Source organism: Tissierellales bacterium (assembly GCA_025210965.1).
In the GTDB taxonomy this organism is placed as follows: domain Bacteria; phylum Bacillota; class Clostridia; order Tissierellales; family JAOAQY01; genus JAOAQY01.
In genome coordinates this window covers 1-16,205 of record JAOAQY010000008.1, presented here as the reverse complement: position 1 = coordinate 16,205, position 16,205 = coordinate 1, and the positions used below count along the sequence as shown (strand labels likewise).

Below are 16,205 nucleotides of genomic sequence, written 5' to 3'. Positions count from 1 at the left end.
CCTGAAGATAACGCTCCAATGACAAGTCCCTGGCTAAGTCCTTGAATTGCATCAACTTCTCCACCACTGAAAACAACTGCATTTGCAGTATTTAGAGCACCTGCTATGATGAATACAGTTAGTGGTAAGATGCTTTTTTTCATGTTTGGAAACTGTTCTTTGAATATGTTCACTATGGTAATAGTCAATCCTGCTACAATAAATTCACTAAGCATCTTTATCATCGCCCTTCTCTATTAGTCTTGATATTACTGTGAAGAATAACCAATTTGGAATATTTTCACTCATTTTTGTTTTCCATGCATCAGGTGAATCTATTATTTTCATGTTGGCCAACTTTTCAAGTGATTGTTCTCCTAGTTCTTGCTGCCATTTTTCTATGCTTTCATTTTGTTTCATCAATTCTTTTACTTTGATTTTGAAGGCTTCAAATTCATCCCGATGATCTACAAAGTATTTCGGACAATTTTTCCAACCAACTACTTGCTTATGGGTCCAAATATCTGTTATTGGATTTAAGTCATATGTTCTACAAAGGTCTGCACATCTATTTGCTAGTGTTTCAAGTGTTTCTTTTGTCATGTTTCCATCCCAGTCTATATGAGTACACTCGATTCCGTAGGTACAATCATTTGGATAATTACTTAATCTAGCTAGCGCATCTTTAGTGTATTTACTTGATCCTACGTGATATGCCATTTCATTTGGTGGTATAACAAGCATTACATCACCATCTAAATCTATTATTTCATGTGCTGATCCATAACTGAAATTTCCACCTTTTCTATTTTCAAAGTAATTTCTATTTGCCTTAGCTGAAGAGTTGGGATTGGCGACCCAGTGGATCACCAATGCCTTTATTTTTTTCAGCGGTCTTTGAGGTCTACTATACTTATTTGGTGTTATAAAATTTTCTATGATTTTATATTTCATAGCTGCTACCTCCAGTTTATTTAAAAAGACCTACTTGAAGCGTATAAAAAAAGAAGCTCACAAAAGCTCCTACTAATAAGCCTATAAACCATCTCATCGTTTTTACCAATGATTTGATTTGCTGACATAAGTTTTTTATCTCAGCTTTTGCTTCAGATCTATATTGCTCAAGACCATCAATCCTTTCACTGTGACTATTTAGTCTTCTTTCATGTGCTTTGAATTTTTCATCTATGTTTTTGTGTTTTTCATCACAAATATTTGGATTCATAGACAATCTTCCTTTCTGTGTCTATTTTTTGTTTGCTTCTCTTCTGTATTCTCTTCTAACTTCAACTGCAGCTGCAAGTGCTTTTTCAATTAGGTCATAGAAACCGTATTTTGATTCAATATCTTTTTCATTATCATTAAGTGGTTTATCTGCAGCGATTTTAGTAACAGTTGATTCTATGCTTTTCATAAAGTCGTACTCTGCCTTGTATCTGTTTCTCTTTTCTTCTGTAGTACCTCTCTCTGTAAGAACTACTATCGCATCTAATGCAGTTCCAGCATCAAGAGTACTTTCAGCATCTCTTATTTGTTCTAACTTTCTTTGTCCTGGCTTTCCACCATATTCTACCTCAAATGCTCTTAGGTACATTTTTACTCTTCTTTTTGCTTCATTTAGTGATTCCATTTTCATCTCTCCTATTCGTTTTTTTAGTATTGTACTTCATTTATTGAAAAAGGTTCTTGTCCAAGAATGATTTCCAGACTTTCACCTTCTTCTATAATATTTTTTACTATGGCTTCTACTCTTTTATTTTGAGTAGTTTGCCACGCTTTATTTTGCACCGTAACTATGTCTCCTATATTCCAGTGCTCTTTATATTTAAATGGGCCTGTTAGAAGTATTTGATTTTCAAAAGAATTTACTTCTCTATAATCTGTCTCGAGTTTTTCTACACCTCTTTGTCTAAGTTTTTCTGCACTATTTAAGTCTCTAGCGTCTATAAAAACTTCTTTTCTCGAAAACCCTGATTCATCTCCAATGATTTCAATAGCTCTTTGGACTCCTTCACCTTGTCCAGCAACTATAGCTAAGTTTTTAGAAAACAAATTAGACTCTGTTAGATATTGATTGGCCACATTTCCATATCCTATTGAAAATATAACAGGCTTGTTTTCATTTTGCCCTGCAGAGTGATTCATGCCTGGTGAAACATCGAATATTATTTTCTTAGTTGATAGATTTAAATCAAGGACTATACCTAAGTCACCATACCTTGCTATTTTTACTAAGTCATTATATAGACTAGAATACCTACCTTCGTAATTGTATTCTTTTCCTCTAGTTTTATCTTGAGCAATTTCAATCAAGCTATAGCTTCTTTTTTCATCTAAAGGATTAACCAGTGAATCATTCACTAACTTTTTTATAACAGACTCTGCAGATGCTTTGATCTTTAAATGCGTTTCTCCTGGTGGTGGAATAATTATCCTTCTAGTCAAAACTTCCTTTAAATCTTTGCACTTTACTTTGCATACATTGTTTTCTGTAGACAATTCTCTATGCAATATAAAGCCTATAAAGTCATCATGTATCACGAAATAATCTTTTTTAAGATGTACTATGTTTGGATTTGAAAGAGATACTTGAAACTCAGCATCTCCCTTTTTAATCCAGTTTTTCTGCATAAAAAAATACTTTGGAGTCATATCACAAAGTAAGTTTAGTTTTGAGTCTAAAATCCACATATTTACACCTTTTCTACGAAAGCTGTCCTGTTGCTAAATAAAGAGCTACTGCATCTCTGTAGTTCTCATCTACTATTGGTTTATTACTTCCTTCTATTTCTTCAATGCTATATCTATCTACTTTTACTAGATAAGCATAAGCTTTTATCTTCCAACTATATAAATTCATTTTAACTACGCCTCCTTGTTATTTTGATTTTCGAATTTGGCCATCTTAGTTTCAAAAGATTCTACTTTTGAAGAAAGCTCAATCAATGCTTCAGCCATAAACGCTTTTTCTTCATCTACTAGATCATTTGTAGCATGAATTTCTTGACCTCTTTTTTGCATCTCTTTAACCTCTTCTTGATTAAAAGATTCTTTCTTAACTCCATGCTTCGTTATTACTAATTTATCAGTTTTCATCTACAACACTCCTAATATAATAAAACTAGATCCAGTTTCAAAGTAACCTTGAGATGGTGCCATTGATATTTTACTTATTTCAGAAACAGTACAGCTCCCTCCACCGTTTATGATAGTAGCATTTTTTTTGCAGACACATTTCCAATTAGTAAGAACCTCTAAATTTGATTCATACGGAGATTTAATATTCGCAATATCAATCACACAATAACTCATAGTATCTTTAGGGATTGCACCTTTTATCAAGAATTTGTCAGAACCAGCTGAGTTTGCAAATGCAAACGAACTACTACTTGAATTAATAAAGTAGTTTACATACTTATAATTTGAAAGAATTTGAGAATACTTAATATACAGATCTCTATCAAATGTTTTATCTGCAGATTGAGCTGATACGATAATCCTTATATACTTATACTTTTCTAAATCTAAATTCTCAAAGTCAATCCTTGCTGTGGTTTGTTCTAAAGTTACCTTAGCAATTAGTTTGTAAATATCATTGTCAACACTTAAGCCCTTCCAGGTTATACTAGAGTCTATTATCCTAGGTGTTTTATCTTCTAGCGTGCTTCTTGAAATTTCATACTTAATTTTTAACTCTTTATGCGATTTAGGATCTATATCTGATAGATTTATCATGTTAGTTCCTAATTTTGCGGTTTCTGATTTTATAACTACATCTGTATTTGACAATATTTTAGTAATTACAGCATTATTACTCTCTAAATCTTTTACCTCATACTTTAGATTTCCCCATTTCGAAACTAGTTTTGGATCTATATTTTTTTGAACTTCACCAGATTTTGAAGCTTCTACGACCCCCATCCTAAAGACTAAATCATCCCAAGATGACTCTGTTTCAGTAGTCCATGCATTAGTCGTTTTTACTAATGAAGAATTTCTAACACCTCCAAATCCACAAGTTGCTAATTTGATAGCAGAAGTTGCATTTACACTGCTTCCAAAGTTCGATAAGTTTAATCGAATTTCTATTTCATGCCCACGATCAATATCTAGGTTTAAATCTGCTCTTATAAACCGTTTCTCAACATCTGGAATAATAATACCAGGCAAGCGTTTCATTGCTGTTTTATCATAAACACTAAAACTTAAACTTTCTGGACTTCCTGTCACCTGGTCTATTTTAAATTCAATCCATTTTATATGAGTTATATTTTTAGTAAATTCAGAGTCGAATTTTTGGCCAACTCCACTTTGACTATTTGCTTCTTGACTCTGACAAGTAATTTCAGTGGTTTTTGTAGATTTAAGTTCACTATATATTTTTACTTCGTCTAAGCTTGCTATATCATTTTCTATTGTGCAGCCAGTATAGTCTGCTCCAAAGAAACCATAATCACTTTCATATCTTGCATAATCTTCAGGTTTTTGAGCATTACCTAATTGAGATAGTGGAACATTTCCGTTTTGATCTAGCGTAGGTATTCCATTTAATCTTCCTTTTTCAATAGCCAATACAAAGCCATTTGTTCTCTGCTCACTAAACCAAGTATCCCAAGCCTTTTTAAATTCTATTGGATTATTAATCCACCAATTTTTCCAATCAGAATCATAATTTGCAGTTTTGGTATTATACCAGGACTGAAACTGATTAAATATGTCTGTAGTATCTGCACTAATTAGAGAAGACGCTAAACCACAAACTGATTTATTTAGTCTCTCATCTGAAATTTGACTTTGCTCTATGAAACTCTTTCCTGCAATTACTCTTATTTGAGCTAATGATATTTCAAAAATATTTTCATCTCTTGTTAGTGATTTTACGCTAGGATTTTGTCCTGGTACTCCCTTTAATACAAAGGCCTTTATATACCTATGTTCTAGTCTTTTATCTAATCGAACAACCACTCTATCAATTCTATCAAGTGTCGGGTCTGCAGTATCTACTTGTATATTCAAAGGCTCTGACTCAATCTTATATAAATAGCCTTCCATCCAAGCATAACCTTCTTTTATTTGAAGTATCATATTAGTACCTGAACATATAACTTGTAGATTGTTACCGCCATTTAGTATTCCGGTTGATAAGACTTGCCTAAAATATTCAGCGAACTCATCTGCAGAGTAGGCTCTTTCATCCTCTACTGTAGAATCAAAAAAACTATATTTCTCCATATTGCATCACCTCTTCTATAAGCCTATTAGTCGTTCTTTGAATTTAATCTCCACTTTTGTCTTTTGTGAATCATTCCTACTTTCATAGCTTAAAATGTTTTCGCCCTGGACAAGTTTCCAAAATGTAGAGTCTAGATTAATTTGGCCAAAAGCATTTTCTTCTGATCCATTACTTCGCTTTATTCTTACTGATTTATTCATATCTGTTGTATCTATAAACAAAATGTCTCCGTCTTCAAGAGCACTATTTATTTCAATGAATTCTCCAGTTGTCAGATTGTTAACTCGTGGTTTAGTTCCGGGACCATGAAATGCTATTTTTACTGGAGTAGAAATTTGGCCATTATTTAAAATCTTTCGTTTTTTACCTCTTAAACTAAATCCAGTGGGTAGTTTAAACATTTTCATACCACCCATAAGAAATGATAATTCGCTAGATTCTTCATATTGTTTTAAAAATAATGGATTCGGAGCTACTAGATGAAACATACCATCTAAGATGTTACCAGATAGAGTTTCTAAATCTGGTATTGATATCTTTTCTGTAATTACCTCTAAGTCGGCATCCATATACTCGGTTGATATTACTAACTTGCCTGGTCCAATTAGAGGATTTGTTACTTTAAGTAACTTTTCTCTCATAGAATAACAACCCGATTCATCTTCAGATATAAGAGCAAAAGATATTGTTACTAATCGCTCATCTATGCTCAAGTCATCAAAACTTTTCCCAATTTGTTTAGGAGCTTTGGTCATTCTAACTATGCTATTGAATTCTAATCCTTCAATAGATTTAAATACAAAAGGAGCTCGATTACCGAACTCCAATTTGTCTCCATTTTTATTTATATAAGTTACTTTCATAATTAGCACTCCCTACCTAAACTTTATAGCTAAATCTCTCATGAGCATAGTTTCTTGTCTTTTAATAGTTTTTTCATCTAAAGCCTTTGGACTATTAAATGTATTTTCTACATTAATTGATGGCTTCAGCTTACTACCTATAGCATTTGCTAATTTTTCATAGTCAATATCTAAAGTAGATGAAACTTTAACCAAAAACTCCATATTACCTATATTAGTTAGTTTATCAATTAAATTCATTGAAGTGGCTGTATCAAGAACTGTTTCGCCACCCTCAAACCATCTTATCTCTGGACCTTCTTCTCCAACTAAATGCCATCCTCTTGTTGCATTATCAGTACCTTTTGCATAACCACCATTTTTACGCTTTTCTTCGTTTTTCTTTCGTTCTTCTTCATTTCTAGCCCAGGCATCTTTTGCTTTTTCTTCGCGCTCTTTTATGTCTTTGTCATAATCGCCATTGTCAGCTTTTTTACTAATTTCATCAGCTTTCTTTTTCCAATCATCACGCTTTCGGTCATTGATACCACCATTTTGAGCTATATCATACATTACATCTTTAGTTGGTTCATGGCCAGTTTCTTTTTTATATTTTTCTCTTATCTCTTTTGCAACTTCAGGATTTTCTTCTATGAACTTATCTTCTTCAACTCTCTCTTCTTGCATATCATCAATAGCTTTATCATCTAAGTCAGATTTATACTTCTTTCTCTCATAATTGTCATCATCTTTTCTGTCTTTATAATCATACTGATTGTATTTATCTCCCCATTTGTCAGTATAATTACCAAATTCATCATAAGAATTCGCTTTATGATTTGCTAGAGCATTGGCAAAAGTTCTTTGTATCTGTGCTGCTTTTGCTTTTGCCATACTAATAGCTTTATCAAACTCTTCTTTTAATTTTGTAGTAACATTAGCTGCTGCAGTTGTAACCAAATTTGTATTTTCTTTTATTCCAGTTGAAAACATTTCCATGAAATTAGGAGCCCATAGATCTGACTCTGAGCAATCACCCAATTTAGTTGGCGAGTTAAAACCTAAATAGTTTTTTATTGTAGTTGCTACGCTACCAACTGCTGTTGCTACTGTATCTATTGCACCATCAATTCCTTTTGCAACCATACTTACAAAGTTTCCACCCCAAGAATTTGCTGCTTTAGCGGACCCCTCTTTAGGTGGTGTAGTATCATTTTCAAAACCTAAAAAGCTTGCAATTTTATCAGCAACTTTTGATACTGCGTTCTTTATAGATGTGATTTTATCTTTTATTCCTTTAACGAAACTATCCATCATATTCTTAGCCCATTTAAGAGCAGAGTTCTTTAATTCAGTCCACTTTTTAATTATCAACTTTTTCTTTTCTTCTATTTGCTCGGTAGCTTTTTCTTTTAAAGTAGTGTATGAAGATATTATATTGTTTTTAAGTGTAGTCGTATAATTTTCTAAATTAGTCTTTAAATTTCTCCAATTGTTCTCAGCATTTTTCTTTAAGCTGCTTATAGTATTACCAATTCTAGTTTTTGCATTTTCCCACTTATCTTTAATGTTTTTTACTAAAGAACTAACATTTTTCTTTATATCTTCGCCACATTCTCTAAATCCGTTTTTCTGGTACTCCCATGATTCTGCAAATGTTTTGGCCAAATCATCTTTCCATACATCCCATTTACTTTTAATCTCTCCAGTTTCCCAGTCAACTTCATTTACGTGTTCTTCAGCTTGTAGCTTTGCTTCTTCAACTATCTTTTCATGAGTCTCTTCAGCATGAGATATAGTATCTTCTTTTTGCCTTAGAGCTTCAGCTATAAGTTTGTCAGCCTGCTCTGCAGATAAAGATCCAATCTCATCTCTTTGGCGTGTGACTTCTTTTACGACATTTGTATACTGCACTTCTGCCTCAGCCACAACTGCGTTCTTCTGATCAGTAGCATTTTTCACAACCTCTGCAGCTTGAAGAGCTGATAAAGTTGATGCATTAGCTCTCATTTTTTCAAATATTGCTTTTTGTTCTCTCTCACTGTCACTTAGAACCTTGATTCCTTGATCTACCATAGAACTTTGTATAGCATTTATTTCTTTTTGTTCAGCTTTAGTAAGAGCGCGATGCTCTTCTTTAGCTTTGTTTAAAATCTCACTGACTCTAGCTTTTTCTTTTTCTATAATTTTATAGCGCTTTTCAGTTCCATCTTTAACTGCTTCATACATAGCATCTTGTTCTTCTTTGCTTATAGAAGTTGAATTACTAAAAAGAATGCCTAGCTGTTCAACTGCTTCTTTTTGCATTGTTTCATATTCACCAATTACTTTATCCGCCATACCATTAAAATTAGAAGTAATTTCATTTGCAGTCTTTTCACTAACTATAGCTCCAGACCAATTTAGCTTTTTTAAAGCCATAGTAGCTTTATCATTTAAATCTAGAAAACCGCCTACAGCTTTCTTCGTACTCTCACTGATTTCATTTCCAAACCGCTCTATTGCAGGGATTGAATCTTGACTTAGGTGATTATATAGCGCAATTCCACCTGCAGTTACTGCAGCTATTCCAGCAACTATAAGTCCAACAGGACCACTTAACACTGTAAGTGCAGTACCTAATGCCCCTGCAGCACCCGTTGCTGTTGTTACCGCTCCAGTTGCAACACCTATTGCAGTTGATACTGTAGATATTCCACTGATAAGCATACCAACTCCTGAAACTATCTTTCCACCTATTAGTAAAAGTGGTCCTATAGCTGCAACAACTGCACCTATTTTAAGTATATTTTCCTTTGTTCCATCATCTAGTTCTTTAAACTTTTGAACCCATTCTCCAATGACTCCAATAATATCATTTGCTATTGGTAAAAGTATTTGACCTAATTCAATACCAAGATTTTTTGCAGAGTTAAGCGTATCTTCAAAACTATCATTGACTCCCTGGTCCATTATGCTAAATGCTTTTTCTGTAGCTCCAGCACTATTTGACATGGCTTCTAAAGCAAGTGAAAAGTCTTTAGCTCCATTTGTGGCCAAAACAGTTACACTATTTAGAGCTTCAGTTGAGCCAAATAGTTGAGCCATCATCTCAGTGTTTCCCTTTGTCTTTTCTCTAATTTCATCTAAAAACATAGCCCATCCAACTGATTTTAGATGCGCTGAGTTGAATTCAAGACCTAATTCTTCAGCAAGTTCGCCTGCCTGTTTTGATGGTTTAATAATATTTGAATATGCTGCCTTTAACCCAGTAACCGCTTGAGATGTAGCAATACCATTTTTAGTAAGCGTTGCTAACGATGCAAATAGTTCATTAGTTGAAACATCTAAACTAGCTGCTATAGGTATAACATTTCCAATTGACGATGCTAATTCTCCAAACGTAGTTTTACCAAAATTTTGAGCTTGTAGCATCTGATCTGAAACTGATTGCATTGCTTCTGAACCTTTTAGCCCATAAGTATTCATTACAGTAGTAAGACCGTCGACTGCAGTAGATGTATCTGTAAATCCGCCAATGGCAGCCTTTGATGCTATCTCAACATATTCTAAAGAATTTTTAGTATCGCCTGTAGCTGAGATAGTTTGATATAAAGCTTCATTTATATCAGTAGCTGCTACTCCAACATCATCTGAAAGTTTTAAGACCCCTTCTTGAATAGCTTCAATAGACATTACGCTCTGATCAGCAATAGTAGCAACCTTGTTACCACTTTCTTCAAAATCTCCTGCAAGTTTTACAAGTCCTGCACCTGCCCCAACTATTGGTAATGTAAATCCAGTTGTAAAGGCCTTACCTGCTGAAGTCATTTTCGAACCAACACCTTGCAATCTTTGTCCAAAAGCTGAGGCATCATTGCCAAATAGAGACAGTTCATTTCGTGCTGTTCTAAGAGGATTTAAGAATCCCCTGGTATTTAGTTCTAATGATGCAGCAACAGTACCAGCATCTATTGGCATAATCTCACCTCCAATAAAAAAAGAGCCGATTAGCTCTTTAATAGTATTTCTATAACTTGTGTATTATTATTTGACTTTGATTCTGTAGTTCTTTGATGTTCTTCATCTTCTAACCATGTAGGAGTAAGTTCTTCTCTCAAACACTCAATAATATATTCACATGCTTCATCAAAACAAAAGGCCACGTAAGAGTCGGTTATATCCATAATCTCACTTGGCCTTTGATTGTACTTTTTAGCTATGCTCAGAATCCTCATTATCTGCTTGCTTCTTACGAAATGAAGACAGTGCGTTAACACCACCTTGACTATAATTCAAAAGATCTGTAAGCTGCTCATCAGTTAGCTCTAGGTTTACCTCTTCTAGCTCTTTTATGCTAGGTTCTACTAGTGATTCTTTTGCTATAATCATCATTACTTTAAAAATCTGATTTAAATCAGTATTATCATCTACCTTTGATGTAAATATTTTTTGAGCAGAAGAAAGTAATGTATTAGGAATAAGACCTTTAGATGCTAATCCAAGCATTGAAATTCTTTTTACTCTACAAACAAAAGGTTCTTCAGTCCATCCTGGAAGAGTTATTACTTGCCCCTGAGCAAAACCTTTTAATTTACTCATACTTGTTATTTTGTTGCTCATAAACAATTTCCTCCTATCCTAGTTCTGGTAAAGTATCTACAAATTCAATCTTTACTGGCTTTTCTCCAATTTTAGCTCTGCTTTCTGCCTTAAACTCTGGTACGTAGAAATCACCATCTTTAAAAGAATACTTAACTGGCTTTCCTTTACAATGCTTGTAAGTAAACTTTGCATATTTCAAAATATCACCATCAGCATCTTTTTCTTCTGTAAATACTATCAATGTAAACTTTGTTCTGTTAACTACTTTTCCCATTTGAGGGCCTTCATATCCGATAACCTTAGTAGTATCGACTTTATCATATATCAGTTTTCCACCGTCAGTTAATTCAAGTAGCTCTGGTGATAACGTGCTGTTTTTAAGAGTCACATCATAACCTATTACTAAATCTTCAGTTTTATCTGTTGCAACAATTCTATTTTTTATCCTAAGAGGTTTTTCCTGCCCTTGAGATACTTTTGGATCTAGACTAGCTTCTTTTGAAGTGTCAAATGTATGAGTCTTCGGTGTATCTTCCTCTGTTACTATTTGTACTACAGCTATATTTACTAAAGCCATCTCTTTTTTCAATGTCATATTTTCACATCCTTTTCATAACAATATATTCTAGTGTTTGTTCGTGTGCTTTAAATTTTTCATTAATAATAATTGGAGTATCGTTTCCAGAGTGTCTGAGAAATAAAAGTTTTTTCATGCTTTTTTTAATATGACTCGTATAACCTTCTATTTCACTGTACTCATTTAGTGGTACATATAAACTAATATTGAAAAGTTTGTAACCTCCACCAATTACTTTACCGCTACCACCATCATTAAGTACTAGATAATATGAGCTACATTCTCCTTCATGTTTTCCTGGTGGATATACATCGAACCCTTCAGACACTAAATGTCTAAATATTCTCTTCCACATATCATTAGCCATTTAACATCCCCCTAAGTCCACTTAATATCTCTTCCGTTAACCTTCTAAGCGTAGGATACAATATTGCGTATGCTTTACCATTTGCAAATTCTAAATACTTAAAATACTCTACATTGCCGGTTACCGCAATAATTTGTTTATCACCACGTCTATAACTGATACCTCTAATACTTCGTTTTGCATCCATAGTTCTATCCGTCCAGGGTCTATTTTCTTTTGCTTCAGCTTCTAGTTTCATAGCTGCAGTTTCTCCATAAAGCTGAAGAGCTACTCTAGTTCGTGCTTCAATACTATCAAGGTTATTATCCAATTCATTTAAATTCATATTAAGACTCATTAGAACCTCTTCTCTTTATGGCCATATCAAAATAGAGATCAAGTGTGTTACCTAAATCTTGTACTTCATAGTAAACACCTTTAATCTCTATCTGATCACCTTCTTTAATTTTCTGTGACTGCTCGCTATATTCAGTCATAAAATAGTCTTGTTTTGGTAGATTCATTTGTCCTGCATCTTCAATAGAAACAGCTATAGCTAGTCTCTTTGAATGTTTTAATCCAACAACATCACAAACTTTTGTTTTATCTCTTTTTTCATGGAACTCATTTTCTTCTTCTCTGTAGACTACTCCATTTGTTGGCATTTTTGAAATAGCTTTTCTTATTTGAGTTCTTATTTTCTGGCTATTCACTATCTATCAACTCTTTTCAATTGACCTGTTTTATTAGGTCTAAAATGCTTTGCAAGTTTCAAATAATAATTTTTACTAGATGGAATATCTAGACCAGGAAGTTTAATAGAATCATCTTCAGCTTTCAAAAGTAATCCTTCATATGTTGCTTTTTTTACGCTACCATGTTTTAAGAGAAGCCAGTCCAATTCTTCATCTGAAAAATATGGATTTGACTTCTCTCGTAAATTAAACTTTAACTCTTCTATTTTATTCATCGCTTGGAATTAATCTCCAGCAACTGTAGCAATAAAGATTTCATCAGCCTTTTCAAACGATGGCAACATGATAGCCGTTACTTTAGTCTCAACATTTACTGGATCTACTTTTTTAGATGTTGTAATTGCAACCCCTTTATTTACTATAGAAACCTTTGCATCGGTAGTACCACTCATTAAATCAGATTCTTCCGGAGTAGTTCCAAACCATGTTTTACCTAATGATCCATCTGGAATAAGAGTAAATACATCATCTGGGAAAAAGTTCTTAGTCAATCCATCATCATCTTTGAACTTTTTGTTGTAAACTGCAATCTCAAGATTTACTTTCTTTTTGAAATAGTTCCTAGTCATTTCGTCAGTCATTATTATTTTGTCACCTTTGCTTACATTCATATCATTTCTGATAGAAATATTGTCAACTAGATAGTTCATTGTCTTTCTAGTACAAATAGCTCTAGTAGGTCTACTACCTGTTTCATCTTCAATAGTATCCATCCATCTAATGATATCTTGAACTGGTTTAGATTTCTCTGTGTCTGACCACTTTAATGTATCTGTTGTAATAGTTTCTTTTTGAGAATCCTTTATCTTATAGTCATAATGCTTTTTCACACCATTAGACTCAATATTTATAGTTCCAGTAGAAAGAAGTTGCATTCTCATTCTTTCCTCAGTAGCTTCAGCGCCAGTAACTAATGTCAACTGATCATCAAAGATGTTTTTCACTATAACATCAATATAAGCTGAGCGACCTGAATCTATAACCTTATTTAATTCTTGTCTATCATGTTCCTTTATTAGCATTGATTCTTTAAAGAAAGGCATTTCATCACTTAGTTCTGAGAATCCAATGCGGTCTCTTAAAGTCGCATTTGTATCAAAGTTTGAGGCCTTAAGTACTACTGGCAATCCTTTTGATCCCTTTATCCATTTCAAATCAAGTCCTAACTTCTTATCCCTTGGAAATAGAATTTGTCCCAAATAAGGAATTTTATTTGAGATTCCTTCAGAATAATAAACTCCTAGTTCCTGTGCTGTAACTGCTTCATAGATGTTCTTCGGACTTGCATCAGCAAATCTCTGCAAATTCAATAAATACTTTCGTTTGTTCATAGTCATCACTCACTTTCCTTATTTTATTTCATAAACAAAATTCTTGTTCCTAGTGCTTTTTGAGCATCTGCACAAGGAGTTTCTGGTATTTTGTTCAAATCAATAGTTCCTCTAATAACCATAGTTCCTGGTTGTGGTCCATCAGTTACATCTACATCCACCAATAAAATTCCCTCTGCCGACTTTCCTGAAGCGGTATCAGTTGTTGCAACTCCAGCTTTGTTTTTACTAACAATAGGCTCTTGACGATTAATCAATACGCTTTGAGTCTTACCACCGATTATAGTTCCTGCCTTCAGTATCTTCTTTCCATTTACTGCAGTAACTCCATCATCAACGGTTACTGGTACTGCTTCAAACTCCTTGTGTTTTAAAATCTCTTTTGAACTTAAATAATTTTGTACTTTCATAAATTAATTCCTCCTATCCAAAGTATGTTTCTGTTGCAGCTTTAACTGCATCTGTTTTAGTTTCAGTATTAAGCGATGCTAGGCGCTTGCCCATACTGCCTTCATCATCCTTATTTGAAGTATCTGGATTTCTTTTATGATTGCCCTGACTTCCAGTTGAAGCACTGCTTTCATCTTCAAACAGATATGCATCTGATTCTTTTAGAGTCTTAAGCTGATCATCTAAACCAATCATTGTTTCACCATCTAGCTTTATATTGTCAATATTGAGTAATGCCTTCAATGCTTTAGGATTCTTTACTTTGCTATTTCTAAGAGCTGTATCTAGAGCAAAATTAAATGACTGTGACTGCAGCTCTTTTTCATATTTCTCTGTCGAACTTTGATTTTCTTTTTTCAGTTTATCAATTTCACTTTGAAGTTCTTCATTATTTCCAACCTTCTTTGAAAGTGTTTCAAGCTGGTCATCTCTCTCTTTTATAGTCTTCTTTTGAGTAGATACCTGTTTTTTTAGTGCATCAGCTTCATCTTTAGATAAAAAGCCTTGTTTCTTAATGCCCTCTTCTATAGCTGCATAGTGCTCTCCAAGTTTTAGTGTTTCTAGTAATTTTTTTAACCAATCCATTTACTCTTTTTCTCCCTTCCCATTGATATTGTCCATTAGCGACTTATGCTTCTTTTCATACTTTTTTAAATTTTTCAGCTCTATTTCTACCCACTCACCATTTCTACGCTTTTCGGCTATTGTTTCTTTCAAATCTCTAATTTTTCTTTGGAGTTTCTTTATTGTTTTATTTATTTTTCCTATGGTGTAATCATTTTTGCAATTTGGACACGTCCAATAAAGAACACTTATATCCTTAGTTACTTTCTTTTCAAGTATCACAATCTGCTCTGTAGTAAATCTCTTACCACAAGAACAATCAACTTTTAGTACTCCCATTAATATCCCCTCCTGTTTTTGAGCAAAAGAAAAACACTCGTTCGAGTGTTTATAGGTTGTTATTCATATTTTATTCCATTTGAGAACTATAGTAATCGAAAATAGTTAGATCTGAAAGTTCTTCATTTGATGCTTCATAGCACCCAAGCCCTACTCTTTTTTCTATCCAAGGTTTTTCTTGATGCGATATACTCTCTAATTCTTTTCCAGTATACAGATCATATACGTCTAGTACTTGCTGTAACACGTCTATTTCATCTGGATTTAAAGAAGTTTCACAGCTAGAAGGTTTATCTATTTCAAACGATGTATAACCCTTATATTTATAATAAATAGTTGGACAAGTCGGACCATGTATCCACGCTTCAAACTTTTGATTAAATAGTTTTATAGTCTGATTTGTTAGAATTTCCCATCGTTCGTTCATAATAACTAAATACCAAGCATAACTGTAATACATAAGTTTTTGTAATTTTTTATTATTAACCTTACTCCCATGAAATAGTATCCAGTTGGCTACATCATTTATATCAGCCATTGAAATAAACACCTCTCTTTAATAATTTACAATCTCATTTTCTTTTGTTTTGTGAAGTTCTGCCCACTCTTTTTTTATTTCCTCCGGTGCATCGTCTCTTATTACTTCTTCACCATCTTTATCTATCAAATACGGTTCAAATTTTTTGTATACTTCCATAAGAATCATTTACCATTACCTCCCATATAATGCTTTCATTTTTTTATAAACAAGCTTCGCTAATTCACGAGGTTTTTTTGCTTCCTTAGCTTCAGCAAATGCTTCAGCTAAAAACTCTGCTGAGTTCTTCTTACCATACCTACTAACTTCTTCGACTACATCATTTTTTATAAAGTTAAGTTCTTTAAGTGATTCATCTCTAATTTTAGTTGAAATAACTCTTTTTTCTAGATCTCTCCAAATTCGATTAAAGTCTTCAACTGGAATAACATCATTCAAATCATATCCATGCTTATTGAAAAGTCTTTCATACTCTATGAAGTGACCAATCTCGTGAGTAATAACCGAATTGTAATGAGATAATGTTTTTGGATGAAAACCTATGTCCACCTCATGTAAGAATACTTTTTGTAGATATTTTTCATCCCCACATATGTGCTTAGATATTTTAAGAGTAGTTTCTAGCCTTGCACCAGTAGAAGAAGCTCTAGATTGTATCCCTGCTGAT

General features: G+C 33.4%; 24 protein-coding genes. All 24 read right to left on the bottom strand.

The features are described from left to right. On the bottom strand, positions 1-224 hold a 224-nt coding region (locus N4A40_00525), incomplete at its 3' end, for a hypothetical protein (protein ID MCT4660313.1). Next, a complete protein-coding gene (locus tag N4A40_00520) occupies positions 208-933 on the bottom strand; it encodes an N-acetylmuramoyl-L-alanine amidase (protein ID MCT4660312.1) in 726 nt (241 codons plus the stop codon). The genes N4A40_00525 and N4A40_00520, both read right to left, overlap by 17 nt. 16 nt (positions 934-949) lie before the next feature. Next, positions 950-1,204, bottom strand: a complete 255-nt coding sequence (locus N4A40_00515; protein ID MCT4660311.1) for a hemolysin XhlA family protein — start codon at positions 1,202-1,204, stop codon at positions 950-952. Between the two features lie 21 nt (positions 1,205-1,225). Continuing rightward, entirely contained in the window at positions 1,226-1,609 is a 384-nt protein-coding gene (locus tag N4A40_00510) for a hypothetical protein (protein ID MCT4660310.1), read from the bottom strand. A gap of 23 nt (positions 1,610-1,632) precedes the next feature. Beyond that, positions 1,633-2,610, bottom strand: coding sequence for a siphovirus ReqiPepy6 Gp37-like family protein (locus N4A40_00505; protein MCT4660309.1), 978 nt, complete (start codon positions 2,608-2,610; stop codon positions 1,633-1,635). A 73-nt stretch (positions 2,611-2,683) separates the two neighbouring features. Continuing rightward, complete coding sequence (locus N4A40_00500) at positions 2,684-2,839, bottom strand: CD1375 family protein (GenBank protein MCT4660308.1); 156 nt, start codon at positions 2,837-2,839, stop codon at positions 2,684-2,686. Between the two features lie 5 nt (positions 2,840-2,844). Then, positions 2,845-3,075 carry a hypothetical protein gene (locus tag N4A40_00495; protein MCT4660307.1) on the bottom strand — a complete coding sequence of 77 codons (231 nt, stop codon included), beginning with the start codon at positions 3,073-3,075 and terminating at the stop codon, positions 2,845-2,847. Next, positions 3,076-5,211 (bottom strand): hypothetical protein, encoded by a 2,136-nt coding sequence (locus tag N4A40_00490; protein ID MCT4660306.1) that lies wholly within the window; start codon positions 5,209-5,211, stop codon positions 3,076-3,078. Between the two features lie 15 nt (positions 5,212-5,226). Further along, on the bottom strand, positions 5,227-6,075 hold the full coding sequence (locus N4A40_00485) for a phage tail family protein (GenBank protein MCT4660305.1): 849 nt from the start codon (positions 6,073-6,075) through the stop codon (positions 5,227-5,229). A 12-nt stretch (positions 6,076-6,087) separates the two neighbouring features. Beyond that, positions 6,088-10,014 (bottom strand): phage tail tape measure protein, encoded by a 3,927-nt coding sequence (locus N4A40_00480; protein MCT4660304.1) that lies wholly within the window; start codon positions 10,012-10,014, stop codon positions 6,088-6,090. A gap of 29 nt (positions 10,015-10,043) precedes the next feature. Beyond that, on the bottom strand, positions 10,044-10,220 hold the full coding sequence (locus N4A40_00475; protein ID MCT4660303.1) for a hypothetical protein: 177 nt from the start codon (positions 10,218-10,220) through the stop codon (positions 10,044-10,046). A gap of 28 nt (positions 10,221-10,248) precedes the next feature. Next, on the bottom strand, positions 10,249-10,656 hold the full coding sequence (locus N4A40_00470) for a hypothetical protein (GenBank protein ID MCT4660302.1): 408 nt from the start codon (positions 10,654-10,656) through the stop codon (positions 10,249-10,251). 13 nt (positions 10,657-10,669) lie between these two features. Further along, positions 10,670-11,233: a hypothetical protein gene (locus N4A40_00465; protein ID MCT4660301.1), complete on the bottom strand. Its 564-nt coding sequence runs from the start codon at positions 11,231-11,233 to the stop codon at positions 10,670-10,672. A 4-nt stretch (positions 11,234-11,237) separates the two neighbouring features. Then, a complete protein-coding gene (locus N4A40_00460) occupies positions 11,238-11,582 on the bottom strand; it encodes a hypothetical protein (protein ID MCT4660300.1) in 345 nt (114 codons plus the stop codon). Then, on the bottom strand, positions 11,575-11,919 hold the full coding sequence (locus N4A40_00455; protein ID MCT4660299.1) for an HK97 gp10 family phage protein: 345 nt from the start codon (positions 11,917-11,919) through the stop codon (positions 11,575-11,577). Before N4A40_00455 ends, N4A40_00460 begins: the two co-directional genes overlap by 8 nt. Beyond that, positions 11,909-12,274 carry a hypothetical protein gene (locus N4A40_00450; GenBank protein ID MCT4660298.1) on the bottom strand — a complete coding sequence of 122 codons (366 nt, stop codon included), beginning with the start codon at positions 12,272-12,274 and terminating at the stop codon, positions 11,909-11,911. Before N4A40_00450 ends, N4A40_00455 begins: the two co-directional genes overlap by 11 nt. After that, positions 12,274-12,531 (bottom strand): hypothetical protein, encoded by a 258-nt coding sequence (locus tag N4A40_00445; GenBank protein ID MCT4660297.1) that lies wholly within the window; start codon positions 12,529-12,531, stop codon positions 12,274-12,276. Before N4A40_00445 ends, N4A40_00450 begins: the two co-directional genes overlap by 1 nt. 9 nt (positions 12,532-12,540) lie before the next feature. Continuing rightward, positions 12,541-13,647, bottom strand: a complete 1,107-nt coding sequence (locus tag N4A40_00440; protein MCT4660296.1) for a major capsid protein — start codon at positions 13,645-13,647, stop codon at positions 12,541-12,543. 23 nt (positions 13,648-13,670) lie between these two features. After that, the gene (locus N4A40_00435) at positions 13,671-14,057 is read right to left on the bottom strand and encodes a hypothetical protein (protein MCT4660295.1); all 387 of its coding nucleotides are present in this window, start codon (positions 14,055-14,057) and stop codon (positions 13,671-13,673) included. A gap of 13 nt (positions 14,058-14,070) precedes the next feature. Beyond that, entirely contained in the window at positions 14,071-14,682 is a 612-nt protein-coding gene (locus tag N4A40_00430) for a phage scaffolding protein (GenBank protein ID MCT4660294.1), read from the bottom strand. Then, on the bottom strand, positions 14,683-15,000 hold the full coding sequence (locus N4A40_00425) for a hypothetical protein (GenBank protein ID MCT4660293.1): 318 nt from the start codon (positions 14,998-15,000) through the stop codon (positions 14,683-14,685). A 70-nt stretch (positions 15,001-15,070) separates the two neighbouring features. Further along, positions 15,071-15,538 (bottom strand): DUF4065 domain-containing protein, encoded by a 468-nt coding sequence (locus N4A40_00420; protein ID MCT4660292.1) that lies wholly within the window; start codon positions 15,536-15,538, stop codon positions 15,071-15,073. Between the two features lie 18 nt (positions 15,539-15,556). Then, positions 15,557-15,706 (bottom strand): hypothetical protein, encoded by a 150-nt coding sequence (locus tag N4A40_00415; GenBank protein MCT4660291.1) that lies wholly within the window; start codon positions 15,704-15,706, stop codon positions 15,557-15,559. 6 nt (positions 15,707-15,712) lie between these two features. Then, positions 15,713-16,205: hypothetical protein (locus tag N4A40_00410; GenBank protein ID MCT4660290.1), on the bottom strand; the 493-nt coding region annotated here is incomplete at its 5' end.